This window comes from Allobosea sp. 117, from assembly GCF_000702305.1.
In the GTDB taxonomy this organism is placed as follows: Bacteria; Pseudomonadota; Alphaproteobacteria; order Rhizobiales; family Xanthobacteraceae; genus Ancylobacter.
The window spans coordinates 314,555-330,524 of sequence record NZ_JNLC01000016.1 but is presented as its reverse complement, the minus strand read 5'-3'; the positions used below and the strand labels follow the sequence as shown (position 1 = coordinate 330,524).

The following is a 15,970-nucleotide window of genomic DNA, read 5'->3' as shown; positions in this document are numbered from 1 at the left end:
TGATTGCACGCCAGATGGTGGTGGCGGATGCGCCGCCGCCCTTGATCTCGCGGGCCATCCCTGCCACATCCGCCCGCATGGACGCGACCGCCCCGCTTGCACTCGATACGCCTTCCTCCCCGCTCGCCCGCGAAGTGGCGCGGCGGCGTACCTTCGCGATCATCTCGCACCCGGACGCCGGCAAGACCACGCTGACCGAGAAGCTGCTGCTGTTCGGCGGCGCGATCCAACTCGCCGGGCAGGTCAAGGCCAAGGCGGAGCGGCGCAACACCCGCTCGGACTGGATGGCGATCGAGCGCGAGCGCGGCATCTCCGTCGTCACCTCGGTGATGACGTTCGAGTATGAGGGCCTTGTCTACAACCTGCTCGACACGCCGGGCCACGAGGACTTCTCCGAGGACACCTACCGCACGCTGACCGCCGTCGACTCCGCCGTGATGGTGATCGACGCGGCGAAAGGCATCGAGGCGCGTACCCGAAAGCTGTTCGAGGTGTGCCGGCTGCGCGACATCCCGATCCTCACCTTCATCAACAAGATGGACCGCGAGACCCGCGATCCGTTCGATCTGCTCGACGAGATCGAGAAGACGCTGGCGCTCGACACCGCGCCGATGACCTGGCCGATCGGGCGTGGCCGCGATTTCGCCGGCACCTTCGACCTCGCGCGCAACCGCGTGCGCCTGCTCGATCCGGACGGCAAGCACTCACCGCTGTCCGACGAGATCGATCCGGCCGATCCGGCCGCCATCGCGAAGCTGGCTCCGGGTGTCGATGCGCAGGCGACCAGCGAGGAACTCTCCCTTGTGCGCGAGGCGTGCAATCCGTTCGACCTCGACGCCTTCCGCGAAGGGCACCTGACCCCGGTCTATTTCGGCTCGGCGCTGCGCAATTTCGGTGTCGGCGATCTGCTGGACGGCCTTGGCGCCAACGCCCCGAGCCCCCGCGCGCAGGAGGCAGCCGGCCGGCGGGTGGAGGCCGAGGAGCCGCGCATGTCGGCCTTCGTCTTTAAGATCCAGGCCAACATGGACCCGAACCACCGGGATCGCATCGCTTTTGCAAGGCTTTGCTCCGGAAAGCTCACGCGCGGCATGAAGGCGAAGCTGGTGCGCACCGGCAAGCAGATGAGCCTCGCCACTCCGCAGTTCTTCTTCGCGCAGGACCGTGCGCTGGCCGAGGAGGCCTATGCTGGCGACGTGGTGGGCATCCCGAACCACGGAAGCCTGCGCATTGGCGACACGCTCACCGAGGGCGAGGAGCTGAATTTCGTCGGCGTGCCGAGCTTTGCCCCCGAGATACTGCGCCGCGTGAAGCTCGCCGACGCGATGAAGGCGAAGAAGCTGAAGCAGGCGCTGCAGGAGATGGCGGAGGAGGGCGTCGTGCAGGTGTTCCGTCCGGCCGACGGCTCGCCGGCGCTGGTCGGCGTTGTCGGTCCGCTGCAGCTCGACGTGCTGAAGAACCGGCTCTCCGCCGAATACGGCCTCGATATCGGCTTCGACATGAGCGAGTTCCAACTCGCCCGCTGGGTCTCCAGCGAGGACAAGAAGAAGCTTGAGGACTTCGCGACCGCGAACCGTTCCTCCATCGCCGAGGACCTCGATGGCGATCCGGTGTTCCTCGCCTCGTCGGCCTTCATGGTGGGCTATACCGGCGACCGTTGGCCCGGCATCGCCTTCGCCGACATCAAGGACGTGAAGAAGGCTGCGGCCTGACGGAGCCGATGTCGACCAGCCGCGGCCCGGCGGCGACGATGCGGTCCCGCCCGCCGCGCTTGGCCTGGTAGAGCGCCTCATCGGCGGCCCGGACCACCGCCTCGAAGCGCGCGCCATGCGGGTCGCCGAAGGCGATGCCGGCGCTCACCGTGCAGGCGAAGCCGCCATTTGCGAGCGTCAGAGCGGCGAAGCGGGCCCGCACGCTCTCGGCGCAGCGCAGCGCGAGGTCCGCCGACGCCTGCGGCAACACCAGGGCGAATTCCTCGCCGCCGAGGCGCGCGGCGATCCCCTCGATCTCGACGTCCTCGCGCAGGGCCTGCGCGAACTGGGCGATGACGCGGTCTCCGGCGGCATGGCCGAAGCGGTCGTTCACGCCCTTGAAGCGGTCGATATCGAACAGGATCACCGCCACGTGGTTGCGTAGCACCTCCTGGCCGAGCGCGTCGAACAGGGCGCGCCGGTTGAGCAGTCCCGTCAGCCCGTCCGTCATCGCCTCGTGCCGGTGCGCGCGGGCGAGGCGGGTCTGGTTGAGCGCCAGCGACATGGCGCCGATGCCCGGCACGCCGGCGATGACGGCGATCAGGTTGATGTCCTCCGCCCAGTTGGAGGGCGGTCCATCGAGCACCAGCCTGCCTTCCAGCGCGAGCGCCACCGTGCACAGCGCGAAGGACACGCCGACCAGCACGTAGAGGCCGCAGATGCAGGCGATCGCGCTCGGCGCCTCGTCGCGCCCCTGCCAATATTCCAGCGCGGTGAGGAAGAGCAGCATCGCGCAGGCGAGATTGACCAGGGCGATCCCGACGCCGTCATAGCCGATCATGATGGGGGGCAGCGTCAGCACGCAGGTGATCGCGAACGCCGTGGCGGCGCGCGGTAGGGGCGAGACGCCAAGGCGGAACTGCCGGGCGGCACCATAGAGCACCGACAGGGCGGCCAGCAGCAGCGAGAAGGCGGCGGCCGCGATCGGCGGCCGGGGCATCTCGATATAGAAGCTGTAGGCGAAGACGAAGGCGACGATGAAACCGGCGGCGATCGCGCAGGCGAGCAGGAAGCTGTCCGCCCGCATCGTGATCCACGAGGTGAACAGCACCACCCCAAGGCAGACGGCCGAGAAGCCGATGGATACGAGAAGCGAGGGGTAGTCGAGTAGCATGATGCGATCCGGAGGCGCTCGGCGCGTCCGGCCGGCGAGTGCATTGCAACAATACCATATCACCGCAGGCCATGCTTGCGGCGCGGAATCGTTCCCGCGATTCCGCCCGCTCGGAGAGGCCTACCGGGTGATCACGATGCGCGTATTGCCCTTTCCGTGGGTCTGCACAAGCGAATAGAGCGCCGCGGCGTTGCCCGGCGCCAGCCGCACGCATCCGTGCGAGGCCGGCCGGCCGAGCTGGCTCATGTAATTGGTGCCGTGGATCGCATAGCCGCCCCGGAAGAAGATCGAGTGCGGCATGGGGGAGTTGTAGTATTTACGGGAGAAATAGCTGCGGTACATGCGCTGCGGGCGATAGCTGCCGACCGGCGTGCGATACCCTTTGCGCGCTGTCGAGACGGCCCAGCTGTAGCGTGGCCAGCCATCGACCGAAACGTTCATGCGTTGCGCCGACAGATCGATATGGGCCACGACGTCGGCGGCGCTCGGGCCGCAGGCGGCGAGCCAGAATACTGCGCCGGCAAAGGCGGCAATCGTCGCTTTCATGATCCCAGCCCCAGTTCTCCGCGCCAATCCTGCCCCAGCGGTATATTTGCACGCCGACAATTCACCGGGAAGAAGTGTCAATTCATATGGTTGAGAGCGGGTGGAGACGTTCGCGGAATTGCGGCGTCGCGCGTCATGGCGCGTCGATTGGAATCCATCTAGCTTCCGCTCGCCCCCAAACCGGCCAACCCGCGGAGCGTTGAGATGATCATGATGCTTGCCGGCCTCGCGCTGTTCCTCGGCGCGCATGTCTTCACGACGCGGCGCGAGGCGCGTGCCTCCCTCATAGGCAGGATCGGCGAGGGACCTTACAAGGGCCTCTTCGCCGCAGTCTCGACCCTCGGCCTCGTGCTGACCGCCTATGGCTTTGCCGCCTGGCGTGCCGAAGGACCGGTGCAGATCTGGGATCCGCCGGTGGCCATGCGACACATCGCGCTGCTTCTGATGCTCATCGCCTCCATCGCCATGGCCGCCGCCTTCGTGCCGAGCCACATCCGGGCATGGCTCAAGCACCCGATGCTGGTTTCGGTGAAGATCTGGGCGCTTGCGCATCTGCTGGCGAATGGCGATGCCGCCTCGATGACGCTGTTCCTCCTGGTGCTGGCGTGGGCGGTCTACGACCGTATCGCGGTCAAGCGGCGCGGCGCGCCGCTGCCGGTGGCGCCGGCCGGCTGGGGCGGCGACGCGATTGCGGTGATCGCCGGTCTCGTGCTTTATGCCGCCCTCGCATTCCTGTTCCACCCCTATGTCGTCGGGGTGCCGGTGATGGGCTGAAAGGCCCAATAAGAACAAGAGGATACGCCTGTCATGTCGATCCAGTCCGCCGTCCGTCGGCTGACCGCCCCGGATATCCGCGCGCGCAAGGGCGGGGAGCCGATCGTCTCGCTCACCTCCTACCATGCGCATACGGCCCGGCTGATCGACCCGCATGTCGATTTCATCCTCGTCGGCGATTCGCTCGGCATGGTGATGCACGGCATGGAGACCACCGTGCCGGTGACGGTCGACATGATGATCCTTCAGGGCCAGGCGGTGATGCGCGGCTCGGCTCGGGCGCTGGTCGTGGTGGACCTGCCCTTCGGCTCCTATGAGGGCTCGCCGCAGCAGGCTTTCGCCACCGCCTCGCGGGTGTTGAAGGAGACCGGCGCCGGCGCCATCAAGCTCGAAGGCGGCCGGCGCATGGCCGAGACCGTGCGCTTCCTTGCCGATCGCGGCGTGCCGGTCATGGGCCATGTCGGTCTCACGCCGCAGGCCATCAACACGCTCGGCTCGTTCAAGGCGCTCGGCCGCGACGAGGCGAGCGCGAAGCTCATCCTCGACGATGCCCGCGCCATTGCGGATGCCGGCGCCTTCTCGATCGTGGTTGAGGCCGTCTCGGAGCCGCTCGCCCGGCAGATTACGGAGGAAGTCGCACCGCCGACCATCGGCATCGGCGGCTCGGTCGCCTGCGACGGGCAGATCCTCGTGCTGGAGGACATGCTCGGGCTGTCCGACCGGGTGCCGCGCTTCGTGAAGAAATATGCCGATATCGGCCCTTCGATCGGCCAGGCCGTCGCCGACTACGCCGCTGATGTGCGCAAGCGTGCCTTCCCCGGGCCGGAGCACGTCTACGCCGCAAAGAAGGCCGGATAGCCCTGCAATCACCCGCGTTTGCACGGTTTGCCTTGAAGAGGCCGCATCGCTAACTTACGCGGCCCCGTGGGAGGCTCTTCCTCCCGCATTGCCGCCGCCCGAATTTCCTGCCGCCTTTGGACGAGACATGGCTGATATTTTCAACGAGATCGACGAGGATCTTCGTCGCGAGCGGCTGGGCAAGATCTGGGATCGCTACGGCTCCTTCATCATCGCTCTGGCGGTGCTGATCGTCGTCGCCATCGGTGCCTGGCGTGGCTATGAGTGGTGGCAGCACCGGGAGGCGGAAGCCTCCGGCGCGCTCTTCGTCGACGCGCTGCAACTGGCCGAGGACGGCAAGCACAAGGAAGCCGAGGCCGCCTTCGCCGCGATCGCCCAGGACGGCACCGGCGGATACCGCATGCTGGCGCGCTTCCGTGCCGCCGCCGAGCTCGCGCGAACCGACCGCGCCGCGGCGGTGACGGCCTATGACACGCTCGCCGCCGACAACGGCCTCGATCCGCTCGCCCGCGACGTCGCGCGCCTGCGCGCCGGCCTGCTGTTGGTCGATACCGCGCCGCTGGCCGACATTCAGGCGCGGATGCAGACGCTCGACACGCCGTCGGGTCCGTTCCGTAACTCGGCGCGCGAGATCGTCGGCCTTGCGCAGTATCGCGCCGGCGACTATCCGGCCGCGGTTGCCACCTTCGAGCGCATCCTCGCCGACAGCGAGGCGCCTCCCGGCCTTCGCCAGCGCGCCGAGCTGCTGCGCGCGCTTGCTGCCGCCGGCGCTCCGGCTCCGCTGAGCGCCGCGCCAGCCGCCATGCCGGCGCCGACGATGCCGCAGATGCCCACCGTGCCCGAGCTGGCGGCCCCGCCGACGGCTGTTCCCGCGGAACCCGCGCCCACCGTTGCCGAACCTGCCCCTGCCGAACCAGCGCCTGCGCCGCAGGCGGAGCCCGCTCCGGAGCAGCAGGCCGCGCCGGCCCCGGCCGCGCCCGGGCCTGCCCCTCAGGTCGAACCCGCCCCCGCGCCGTCTGAACCGGCGCCGGCTGCGCCGCAATAGGAGGAAGCCATGTCGCAGGCCTACATGAAGCGCTACATCGTCCTGCGCCGTCTCGGCGTCGCGGCGGCTGCGCTCGGGCTCGCGCTCGCCGTCACCGGCTGCGAGTCCTTCGACAAGCTGAATCCCTTCTCCGAGAAGGAGAAGATTCTTCCCGGCCAGCGCCAGGCGGTGTTCCCCGAAGGCGTGCCGGGCGTCGACTACAATGCGCCCGTGCCGCAGCCGGCGAGCCCTGGCGGCATCACGATCGAACCATCCACCCCCGATACCGCGCCGGGTGGCGGCATCGGCGCGGCGAAAAACCGTTGATCCTCGGCGCGGAGGCGCCTTAGTCCCATGTCCTTCACCGTCGCCATTGTCGGCCGTCCGAATGTCGGCAAGTCGACGCTGTTCAACCGCCTGGTTGGCAAGAAGCTCGCGCTGGTCGACGACCGGCCCGGCGTGACGCGTGACCGGCGCGAGGGCGATGCCCAGCTCGGCCATTTGAGCTTCCGCGTCATCGATACGGCGGGGCTCGAGGAAGCCAAGGCCGAGAGCCTCGAGGCGCGCATGCGCGCGCAGACCGAGGCGGCCATTTCGGAAGCGGACGCGCTGCTCTTCATGATCGACGCGCGCAGCGGGCTCACCCCGACCGACCGCGCCTTCGCCGATCTCGCCCGCCGTTCCGGCAAGCACACCATCCTCGTCGCCAACAAGAGCGAGGGACGCGGCGGCGAGGCGGGGGCCATGGAGGCTTACGGTCTCGGGCTCGGCGATCCGGTGGCGATCTCCGCCGAGCACGGCGAGGGCATGGCCGAGCTGTTCCGCGCGCTGCGCGACTGCTTCCCGGACGATCAGGACGACGAGACCGACGATCAGGAGGATGAAGCCGGGCTGAAGCGCATTCGCGTCGCCGTGCTCGGCCGCCCGAACGCCGGCAAGTCGACCCTCATCAACGCACTGCTCGGCGAGGAGCGGCTGCTGACCGGCCCGGAGGCCGGCATCACCCGCGACTCCATCGCGGTCGATGTCGAGCGCGCCGGGGTGCCGCTCCGGGTGTTCGACACTGCCGGCATGCGCAAGCGCGCGCGCGTCGAGGACAAGCTGGAGAAGCTCTCCGTCGCCGACGGCCTGCGGGCCGCCCGCTTCGCGGAGGTCGTCGTCGTGCTGCTCGACGCCACCCACCCCTTCGAGGAGCAGGACCTGCGCATCGCCGATCTGGTCGTGCGCGAGGGCAGGGCGCTGGTGCTCGCCATCTCGAAGGCCGACCTCGTGAAGGGCGAGCCGGGCTTCGCCGCCCGCATGCGCTCGGAGGCCGATCATTGGCTGCCGCAGGCGAGGGGCATGCCGGTCGTGCTGGTATCGGGCCTCACCGGCGAGGGGTTGGACCGGCTGGTGAAGGCGGTCGAGGGCGCCTACGAGGTGTGGAACCGCCGCGTGCCGACCAACCCGCTCAACCGCTGGCTCACCGAGACCACCGGCGAGCATCCGCCGCCGGCGGTCTCCGGCCGCCGCGTCAAGCTGCGCTACATCACCCAGCCCAAGAGCCGCCCGCCGAGCTTCGTGCTGTTCTGCTCGCGCGCCGACGCGCTGCCGGAGAGCTACATCCGTTATCTGACCAACGGGCTGCGCGCGACCTTTGACCTGCCCGGCGTGCCGATCCGGCTCACGCTGCGCGAGAAGGCGAACCCCTACGCTGACAAGGACTGAGGCCGGCGCGCATAGCGCGGAGGCCGATGCAGACGGCGAGCGGCCGGAATGCGGAGCACGACGGCCGGCCGGGGCGCCTCCGCCGGCGCGTCGGCCACCCAGCGGATGGCGTCGAGCACGGCGAGATAGCCGAAGCCCGCCGGCGCCGCGAGCATCAGCAGAAGCTGCCAGACGTCGGAATTCTCCTGATAGGCCCCGAGGCTGTAGGAGAAGAGAGGCACCATGCCGACCAGCGGCACCACGCCCGCCAAGTGCCACCAGCCGCGCCAGTCGAACAGCGCGCGGGCCTGAAGCGAGAGATAGGCGAGAGGCACGCCGACAGCGAGCGCGGCCGCGATCAGCCCCTCCATCGTCCCGTCGTCCATCGCCACCGCTCCGAGGGCACCTGCTGGCGGTATCATCATCCCGAGAGCGGGCCGGAATCAACAAATCGAGCGAATTTATTTACGGAAAATTAACCATATTTGCTCGGCTGGACGCCGATCGGGTACTCCCGAGCTTTCGACGCGGTTTTTTCAGCGGGAGCCGAAGGGGCGAAAGCGAAGTCACGGGCCGGCCAGAGCAGCCGGCCTGCTCGATCAGGCCGGCATCTGAAAGGTCAGCAACTGGCGGGTCGGGAAGTCGTAGAGCTTGCCGGTCTCCTCAAAGCTCGGCAGGCACAGCGCGAAGATGGCCTCGGCCACCTGTTCCGGCGTCGGGAGCGTCTCCGGATCCTCGCCGGGGAACGCCTTGGCCCGCATGCGGGTGCGCACCGGGCCAGGGTTGAACAGGTTCACGCGGAGATTGGAGAGATTGGCGGTCTCCGCCGCCCAGGTGCGGCCGAGCATCTCGACCGCCGCCTTGGTGATGGCATAGGGCCCCCAATAGGCGCGCGCCTTGTGCGCCGCGCCGGAGGAGATCAGCACCGCGCGCCCGGCGGTGGAGAGCCGCAGCAGCGGGTCGAGCGAGCGCATGAGCCGCCAGTTGGCGGTGAGGTTCACCGCCAGCGTCTCGTCCCATTCCTTCGGCTCGACCTGCGCGAGCGGGGTCATCGGGCCGAGCACGCCGGCATTGCCGACGAACACGTCGAGATGGCCGAAGCGCTCATAGAGCGCGCCGCCGAGACGGTCGATGCCTTCGCCGTCCTTGATGTCGAGCGGCACCAGCGTGGCGCTCGATCCGGCGGCGCGGATCTCGTCGTCAAGCTCCTCGAGCGCGCCGGCCGTGCGCCCCAGCGCGATGACATGCGCGCCGGCGCGGGCAAGCGCCACCGCGGTCGCCTGGCCGATGCCGCGGGTGGCGCCGGTGATCAGCGCATAGCGTCCGGCGAGCGGACGCGCTTCGGTCGGTTCTGTCATGGCAGGCGTCCCGTTATTCGCTTTCGTCCGTCAGTACCACGGACGGTGCGGAACGCTTCGCCGGGCCGTGATAGACGGCTTCGATGTTGTTGCCGGCCGGGTCGAGCACGAAGGCCGCGTAGTAGCCGGGGTGATAGGAGCGGTGGCCGGGGCCGCCATTGTCGCGCGCACCAGCCGCCAGCGCGGCGGCGTGGAAGCGGCGGACCATGTCCTCGTCGCGGGCCTGGAAAGCGATATGCGCGCGCCCGGTCAGCGGTTCGCCGGCGCTGACGAACAGCTCATCGGCGTAGAAATAGCCCTCACCCTCGACGAGCGGCACGTCGAGCACCGCGAAGATCGCCTTGTAGAAGGCGAGGGCGGTTTCGAGATCGGGCACCACGAGCTGGATGTGGTCGATCAGCCGACCCCGATGCCATTCCTTCAGCTCGACCACAGGTCAGCTCGCCTCCGCCAGCAGCGAGAGCTGGCGCGGCGCCATCTTGTCGTTGAGGTCGGTCAGCGGGGTCGGGTACTCGCCGGTGAAGCAGTGGTCGGTGAACTGCGGGCGCAGCGGGTCGCGCTTTTCCAGGCCCATGGCGCGGTAGACGCCGTCGATGGAGAGGAAAGCGAGGCTGTCGGCGCCGATGTAGCGGCGCATGCCCTCGACATCGAGGCTGGCGGCCAGCAGCTTGTCGCGGTCCGGCGTATCGATGCCGTAGAAGTCGGGATGGGTGATCGGCGGCGAGGAGATGCGGAAATGCACCTCGCGCGCCCCGGCCTCGCGCATCATGCGCACGATTTTGACCGACGTCGTGCCGCGCACCAGGCTATCGTCCAGCAGCACGATGCTCTTGCCCTCGACCACCGAGCGGTTGGCCGAGTGCTTCATGCGCACGCCTTGGTCGCGGATCGACTGGGTCGGCTGGATGAAGGTGCGACCCACATAGTGGTTGCGGATGATGCCGAGCTCGTAGGGAATGCCGGAGGCCTGCGCATAGCCGATGGCGGCGGGCACGCCCGAATCCGGCACCGGCACCACCACGTCGGCCACCGCAGGCGATTCCAGCGCGAGCTGCTGGCCGAGCGTCTTGCGGACCTGATAGACGCTGCGCCCGCCAACGACCGAGTCCGGTCGGGCGAAATAGATGTACTCGAAGATGTCCGGGCGCGGCGCCACGATGGGGAAAGGACGCAGCGTCTCGACCTTGTCGGAGGAGAAGACGATCACCTCACCGGGCTCGACGTCCCGCACGTGGCGCGCACCGATTATGTCGAGAGCGCAGGTCTCGGAGGTCAGGATCGGGTGGCCGTCGAGTTCGCCGAGCACCAGCGGGCGGATGCCGAGCGGGTCGCGCGCGCCGACCAGCTTCTTGTTGGTGAGGCCGACGAAGGCGTAGGCGCCCTCGATCTCGCGCAGCGCGTCGACGAAGCGCTCGGTGAAGCGCGCCTTCTTCGATCGGGCGACGAGGTGCAGCATCACCTCGGTGTCGGAGGTCGACTGGCAGATCGCACCGTCGCGGATGAGCTGGCGGCGCAGGGTGAGGCCGTTGGTGAGGTTGCCGTTGTGGCCGATGGCGAAGCCGCCGCCGTCAAGCTCGGAGAACAGCGGCTGGACGTTGCGAAGGATGGTCTCGCCGGTGGTCGAATAGCGCACATGGCCGACCGCGATATGGCCCGGCAGGCGCTTGATCGCCTCGCCGTCCGAGAAAGCGTCGCCGACGAGGCCGAGGCGGCGTTCCGAATGGAAGCGCTGGCCGTCATAGGTCACGATGCCGGCGGCTTCCTGGCCGCGATGCTGCAGGGCGTGCAGCCCGAGCGCGGTGATCGCCGCGGCGTCAGGATGGCCGAATATGCCGAAGACGCCGCACTCCTCGCGCAGCCGGTCGGCATTGGGATCGAAATCGTCGGCGCCGAAAGTCTCGCCGTACTGTTTGGCCGAACCATTGCCGATGGGCATGTCCGAAATCTCCGAACGCTCCGCGCGAGGCGCCGCGCGCTTCTGAAGGCTTCTCATAGAGAGCAAATCGGCGGAACGATGTCCGTTCCACCGATTCCCAGCAATTACTGTGCCGGCGGCGAAGGCTGCGGCGGAGTAACAGGCTCCGGCGGCGGTTCGGTCGGCTCCGTGTCGGTGTCCTTCTGGCGCATCTCGCGGATGAGCTTCTCAGGATCCTCCGGCAACACGGAGATGAGCCAGTCGCCGGCGCTTTGCAAGACCACCCGCGAGCGCGCGTCGCGAATCCAGTCCGGGCGGCCCTGTTCGCTCTGGACCAGCCAGTTGAAGAACAGGAAGGCGACCACCACTATAAGGAATCCTCTCGCGAGCCCGAACAAGAAGCCGAGCGTGCGGTCCAGCGCGCCGATGCGGCTGTCGAGGATGGCGTCCGAGATTCGCACGGTGATGATCGAGACCACCAGCAGCGTGACGATGAACACGCCGCCGACCGCCGCCGCCATCGCGATGGTGTCCTGCGAGATGTACTGCTTCGCCAGCGGCAGCGCGTGCGGATAGGCATAGAGCGTCACCACCGCAGCGGCGACCCAGGAGGCGATGGCGAAGACCTCCCGCACGAAGCCGCGCACCATGGCGAGCAGGCCGGAGATCAGCATGACGGCGAGGAGGAGGATGTCGAGCAGCGTCAAGGCCAACGCACCATGGCTGAAGCGGTTTTCCCGCGACGCGCGATGTGGGAATCGAATCTCGCAGCGGGCTCAATCGGGCGCGCGCGACGTATAGCGTGCCGCGGCGGGCGCGTCACCCGTCTTGTGATCGCGCCACCGCACGGGGACGTCCGCGCGCCGCGATCTCCGCCACCAGCTCGGCGAGGGAGGAGACGGTCTCGGTCGCGATGGATGTGTCGGCCATCTCGCGCGCGATGTCCTTGGCGCCGGCTGGCATCACCGCGCGGGCGAAGCCGAGCTTGGCCGCCTCCTTCAGCCGTGCCGGGCCGTAGGCGACGGGGCGCACCGCGCCGGTGAGGCTGATCTCGCCGAAATAGACCGCGTCCGCCGGCAGCGCCGCGCCGCTCAGCGAGGAGACGAGAGCGGCGGCGACCGCGAGGTCGGCGGCCGGCTCGCCGATGCGCAGGCCACCGGCGACGTTCAGATGCACGTCATGCGCGCCGAGCTTCACCCCGCAGCGCGCCTCCAGCACCGCCAGCACCATGGAGAGCCGGCTCGAATCCCAGCCGACCACCGCCCGGCGCGGCGTGCCGAGGCTGGTCGGCACCACCAGCGCCTGGATCTCGACCAGCAGCGGGCGCGTGCCCTCCATGCCGGCATAGACGGCGGTGCCCGGCGCGCCGCGATCGCGGTTCGACAGGAACAGCTCGGACGGGTTGGCGACCTCGGCGAGACCGAGCCCGGTCATCTCGAACACGCCGATCTCGTCGGTCGGGCCGAAGCGGTTCTTCTGCGCGCGCAGGATGCGGAACTGGTGGGCGCCGTCGCCTTCGAAGGACAGCACCGCGTCGACCATGTGCTCGACCACGCGCGGCCCGGCGATCTGGCCGTCCTTGGTCACATGGCCGACCAGGATGACGGCGGCGCCCGAGCGCTTGGCATAGCGGATCAGGATCTGCGCCGAGGAGCGCACCTGCGTCACCGTGCCGGGCGCCGATTCGGCAGTGTCGGTCCACATGGTCTGGATCGAATCGATGACCAGCAGGGCCGGGGCGCGTCCGGCCGCCAGCGTCGCGACGATGTCCTCGACATTGGTTTCGGCGGCGAGCTCGACCGGCGCTTCGGCGAGCCCAAGCCGCGCCGCGCGCAGCCGCACCTGCGCCACCGCCTCCTCGCCCGAGACATAGACGACGCGCTGCCCAGCGCGGGCGAGCGCCGCCGAGGCCTGGATCAGCAGCGTCGACTTGCCGATGCCGGGATCGCCGCCGATCAGCAGCACCGAGCCGGGCACCAGCCCGCCGCCGGCGACCCGGTCGAACTCGGCGATGCCGGAGGCGGTGCGCGGAGCGTCCTCGGTCGTGCCGGCGAGGCTTTCGAGGGTCAGCACGCGCCCCTTGCGCCCGCCACGCTGGGCAGAAGGCAGCGAATTCTGCAGCGCGCCGCCGCCGACCTCTTCCTCGGCGATGCTGTTCCAGGCGCCGCAGGCGTCGCACTTGCCCTGCCAGCGCACATAGGTTGCTCCGCAGGCCTGGCAGACGAAGGAGGCGCCGCGCTTAGCCATGGCGGCGCGTCAGCCAATATAGCGGCGGTGATAGCGCCGGCCGAGCGAGGTCAGGATCTCGTAGCCGATGGTTTCGGCGTGGCGGGCGAGCTCGTCGACGCCGATGCCCTCGCCGAGCAGCGTGGCGAAGTCGCCAGCCTCCACCTCGCCCGTTGGCACCTCAGTGACGTCGATCGCCATCAGGTCCATGGAGATGCGCCCGACCAGCGGGCAGCGCCGCCCGGCGACGATGAGCTGCGCCCCGCGCCGGAGGTCGGACGAGCCGGCGAGGCGCGGGATGCCGTCCGCATAGCCCGCCGACACGATCGCGATGCGCGAGAGACGCCCGACGGTCTGGGCGGCGCCATAGCCGACCGCCTCGCCCTCATGCACGTCGCGGAGCTGGATGATGCGCAGGTCGAGCCGCACCACCGGCTGCAGCGGCGCGGTGCCGCCACGCGAAAGCCCGCCATAAACCGCGATGCCCGGGCGCACGAGGTCGAAGTGCAGCGCCTTGTCGCCGAGCGTCGCAGCCGAATTGGCGAGCGAGGCTGGAACGCCGGGGAACAGCGCGGCGATGGCCTGGAAATCCTCGAGCTGGCGCGCCGTCAGCGCATGCGAGGGATCATCCGCGCAGGCGAGATGGCTCATCAGCAGCGCCATGGTGAAGGGTAGCGGGTCCGGGGACTCCGCCAGTCCCACCGCCTCGGCGGGGGAGAGGCCGAGCCGGTTCATGCCGGTGTCGACGTGAACGGCGGCCGGCAGCGCCTCGCCGATCTCTCCGCAATAGGCGGCCCAGCGCTCGATTTCCTCCATCGAGCCGAGCGCCGGCCGCAGTTCGAGATCGCGATAGACCGGCTCGGTGCCGGCGAACAGGCCGTTCAGCACATAGATCGTCGCCTCGGGAAGCGCCGTGCGCAGCCGCCGCGCCTCGGAGAGCAGCGCGACGAAGAACACCCGCGCCCCGGCGCGCCAGAAGGCGTGCGCTGCCGGTTCGAGGCCGAGCCCGTAGGCGTCGCCCTTCACCACCGCCGCGCATTGCGCCGGCGCGACGCGGCGGGCGAGGTCGGCATAGTTGGCGGCGAGCGCGCCGAGGTCGATGGTGAGATGGCCGCCGGCTTCCTCCGGGGCCACCGCCGGATATGGGGTCGTAGTCATGATCGCGCCTGTCACAATCCGCCCTGCGGCGGCAGCCGGTCTTCGCGGGCGAGCGAGGAGAAGCGCGTGAACTGCGGCTCGAAGGCGACCTTCACGGTGCCGGTCGGCCCGTGACGCTGCTTGCCGATGATGACCTCAGCCGTGTTCTGCACGGACTTCAAGTCGGTGTCCCACTTGAACCATTCCTCGGTGCCTTCCTTCGGCTCCTTGCTCTTGAGGTAGTACTCCTCGCGGAACACGAACATCACCACGTCGGCATCCTGCTCGATCGAGCCGGATTCGCGAAGGTCGGACAATTGCGGACGCTTGTCGTCGCGCGACTCGACCTGACGCGAGAGCTGGGACAGCGCCATGATCGGCACCGAGAGTTCCTTGGCCAGCGCCTTCAGGCCGGTGGTGATCTCGGTGATCTCCTGTACGCGACCCTCGGAGGCGCGCTTGCTCGAACCGGAGAGTAGCTGGAGATAGTCGACCACCATGAAGTCGAGGCCGCGCTGGCGCTTCAGCCGCCGCGCGCGGGCGCGCAACTGGGCGATGGAGATGCCGCCGGTGTCGTCGATATAGAGGGGAATCGTCTGCATGATCTGCGCGCCGGCGGCGAGCTTGTCGAAGTCGCTCTCGGAGATGTCGCCGCGGCGGATCTTGTAGGAGGGGATCTCGGTCTGCTCGGCGAGGATACGGGTGGCGAGCTGCTCGGCCGACATTTCCAGCGAAAAGAAGCCGACCACCCCGCCGTCGAGCGCCCGTACCGAGCCGTCCGGCAGCGTCTCGCCGCGATAGGCGGCGGCGACGTTGTAAGCGATGTTGGTGGCGAGCGCGGTCTTTCCCATGCCGGGGCGGCCGGCGAGGATGATCAGGTCGGAGGGCTGCAGCCCGCCCATGATGCCGTCGAGATCGTCGAGGCCGCAGGCGAGGCCGGACAGGTGCCCGTCGCGCTGGAAGGCGCGGCTCGCCATGTCGACCGCTTCCTTCAGCGCGTCGGTAAAGCGCAGGAAGCCGCCGTCGTAACGCCCGGTCTCGGCAAGCTCGTAGAGCCGCTTCTCGGCCTCCTCGATCTGGCCCTGCGGGGTCGAATCGATCGGTGCGTCATAGGCCTCGTTGACGATCTCCTCGCCGATGGCGATGAGGTCGCGCCGCACCGACAGGTCATAGATGGTGCGCCCGTAATCCTCGGCATTGATGATGGTGGTCGCCTCGGCCGCGAGGCGGGCGAGGTATTGCGGGCCGGTCAGCCCGCCGAGGTCGAGTTCCGGCGGCAGGAAGGTCTTGAGCGTCACCGGGGTGGCGACCTTGCCGGCGCGGATCAGCGAGCCGGCGGTCTCGAAGATGCGCACATGCACCGGCTCGAAGAAGTGCCGCGGCTCGAGGAAGTCCGAGACCCGGTAGAACGCCTCGTTGTTGACGAGGATGGCGCCGAGCAGCGCCTGCTCCGCCTCCACATTGTGAGGGGCGCTGCGATAGGCGGGTTCGGGCGCCGCCGCGGGGCGGGCAGGGGAGTCGAGCATGTCGAATCCAGATACGCGAAAGGAAGGCGGTAGCCCTACCGCACTTGTTGGGTCCGCG

16 protein-coding genes are annotated in these 15,970 nt (G+C 68.9%); 6 read left to right on the top strand and 10 right to left on the bottom strand.

Annotated features, from left to right (window positions below; genetic code table 11):
* Positions 1 to 77 precede the first annotated feature (77 nt).
* Positions 78 to 1,709 carry a peptide chain release factor 3 gene (locus U742_RS0118240; RefSeq protein ID WP_029355615.1) on the top strand — a complete coding sequence of 544 codons (1,632 nt, stop codon included), beginning with the start codon at positions 78 to 80 and terminating at the stop codon, positions 1,707 to 1,709.
* Here the strand turns inward: U742_RS0118240 and U742_RS0118235 are convergent.
* Positions 1,681 to 2,862, bottom strand: coding sequence for a GGDEF domain-containing protein (locus U742_RS0118235; protein WP_029355613.1), 1,182 nt, complete (start codon positions 2,860 to 2,862; stop codon positions 1,681 to 1,683). The genes U742_RS0118240 and U742_RS0118235 overlap by 29 nt on opposite strands.
* A gap of 120 nt (positions 2,863 to 2,982) precedes the next feature.
* Positions 2,983 to 3,408, bottom strand: coding sequence for a L,D-transpeptidase (locus tag U742_RS23440; RefSeq protein WP_029355611.1), 426 nt, complete (start codon positions 3,406 to 3,408; stop codon positions 2,983 to 2,985).
* Positions 3,409 to 3,612: 204 nt separating this feature from the next.
* On the opposite strand from U742_RS23440, the gene U742_RS0118225 reads away from it, so the two are divergent.
* The 5 genes from U742_RS0118225 to der all read left to right on the top strand — a co-directional run bounded on the left by U742_RS0118225 (position 3,613) and on the right by der (position 7,771).
* Entirely contained in the window at positions 3,613 to 4,182 is a 570-nt protein-coding gene (locus U742_RS0118225) for an NnrU family protein (RefSeq protein ID WP_029355609.1), read from the top strand.
* Between the two features lie 33 nt (positions 4,183 to 4,215).
* Positions 4,216 to 5,040: a 3-methyl-2-oxobutanoate hydroxymethyltransferase gene (gene panB / locus U742_RS0118220; RefSeq protein ID WP_029355608.1), complete on the top strand. Its 825-nt coding sequence runs from the start codon at positions 4,216 to 4,218 to the stop codon at positions 5,038 to 5,040.
* A gap of 88 nt (positions 5,041 to 5,128) precedes the next feature.
* Positions 5,129 to 6,085, top strand: a complete 957-nt coding sequence (locus tag U742_RS22245; protein ID WP_248310415.1) for a tetratricopeptide repeat protein — start codon at positions 5,129 to 5,131, stop codon at positions 6,083 to 6,085.
* Positions 6,086 to 6,094: 9 nt separating this feature from the next.
* Positions 6,095 to 6,391, top strand: a complete 297-nt coding sequence (locus U742_RS0118210; protein WP_051661310.1) for a hypothetical protein — start codon at positions 6,095 to 6,097, stop codon at positions 6,389 to 6,391.
* A 27-nt stretch (positions 6,392 to 6,418) separates the two neighbouring features.
* Positions 6,419 to 7,771: a ribosome biogenesis GTPase Der gene (der, locus tag U742_RS0118205; protein ID WP_029355602.1), complete on the top strand. Its 1,353-nt coding sequence runs from the start codon at positions 6,419 to 6,421 to the stop codon at positions 7,769 to 7,771.
* Here the strand turns inward: der and U742_RS0118200 are convergent.
* From U742_RS0118200 to U742_RS0118165, 8 genes are all read right to left on the bottom strand, one after another.
* Positions 7,753 to 8,136, bottom strand: a complete 384-nt coding sequence (locus U742_RS0118200; RefSeq protein ID WP_029355600.1) for a hypothetical protein — start codon at positions 8,134 to 8,136, stop codon at positions 7,753 to 7,755. The genes der and U742_RS0118200 overlap by 19 nt on opposite strands.
* A 213-nt stretch (positions 8,137 to 8,349) precedes the next feature.
* On the bottom strand, positions 8,350 to 9,108 hold the full coding sequence (locus U742_RS0118195; protein WP_029355598.1) for an SDR family NAD(P)-dependent oxidoreductase: 759 nt from the start codon (positions 9,106 to 9,108) through the stop codon (positions 8,350 to 8,352).
* 13 nt (positions 9,109 to 9,121) lie between these two features.
* Complete coding sequence (locus U742_RS0118190; RefSeq protein WP_029355596.1) at positions 9,122 to 9,541, bottom strand: VOC family protein; 420 nt, start codon at positions 9,539 to 9,541, stop codon at positions 9,122 to 9,124.
* A 3-nt stretch (positions 9,542 to 9,544) separates the two neighbouring features.
* Entirely contained in the window at positions 9,545 to 11,044 is a 1,500-nt protein-coding gene (gene purF / locus U742_RS0118185) for an amidophosphoribosyltransferase (RefSeq protein ID WP_156034266.1), read from the bottom strand.
* Between the two features lie 104 nt (positions 11,045 to 11,148).
* Positions 11,149 to 11,736 carry a CvpA family protein gene (locus U742_RS0118180; RefSeq protein WP_197028286.1) on the bottom strand — a complete coding sequence of 196 codons (588 nt, stop codon included), beginning with the start codon at positions 11,734 to 11,736 and terminating at the stop codon, positions 11,149 to 11,151.
* Between the two features lie 106 nt (positions 11,737 to 11,842).
* Positions 11,843 to 13,270 (bottom strand): DNA repair protein RadA, encoded by a 1,428-nt coding sequence (radA, locus tag U742_RS0118175; protein WP_029355592.1) that lies wholly within the window; start codon positions 13,268 to 13,270, stop codon positions 11,843 to 11,845.
* A 9-nt stretch (positions 13,271 to 13,279) separates the two neighbouring features.
* A complete protein-coding gene (gene alr, locus U742_RS0118170) occupies positions 13,280 to 14,407 on the bottom strand; it encodes an alanine racemase (RefSeq protein WP_038362114.1) in 1,128 nt (375 codons plus the stop codon).
* 11 nt (positions 14,408 to 14,418) lie between these two features.
* On the bottom strand, positions 14,419 to 15,912 hold the full coding sequence (locus U742_RS0118165) for a replicative DNA helicase (protein ID WP_029355590.1): 1,494 nt from the start codon (positions 15,910 to 15,912) through the stop codon (positions 14,419 to 14,421).
* Positions 15,913 to 15,970 lie beyond the last annotated feature (58 nt).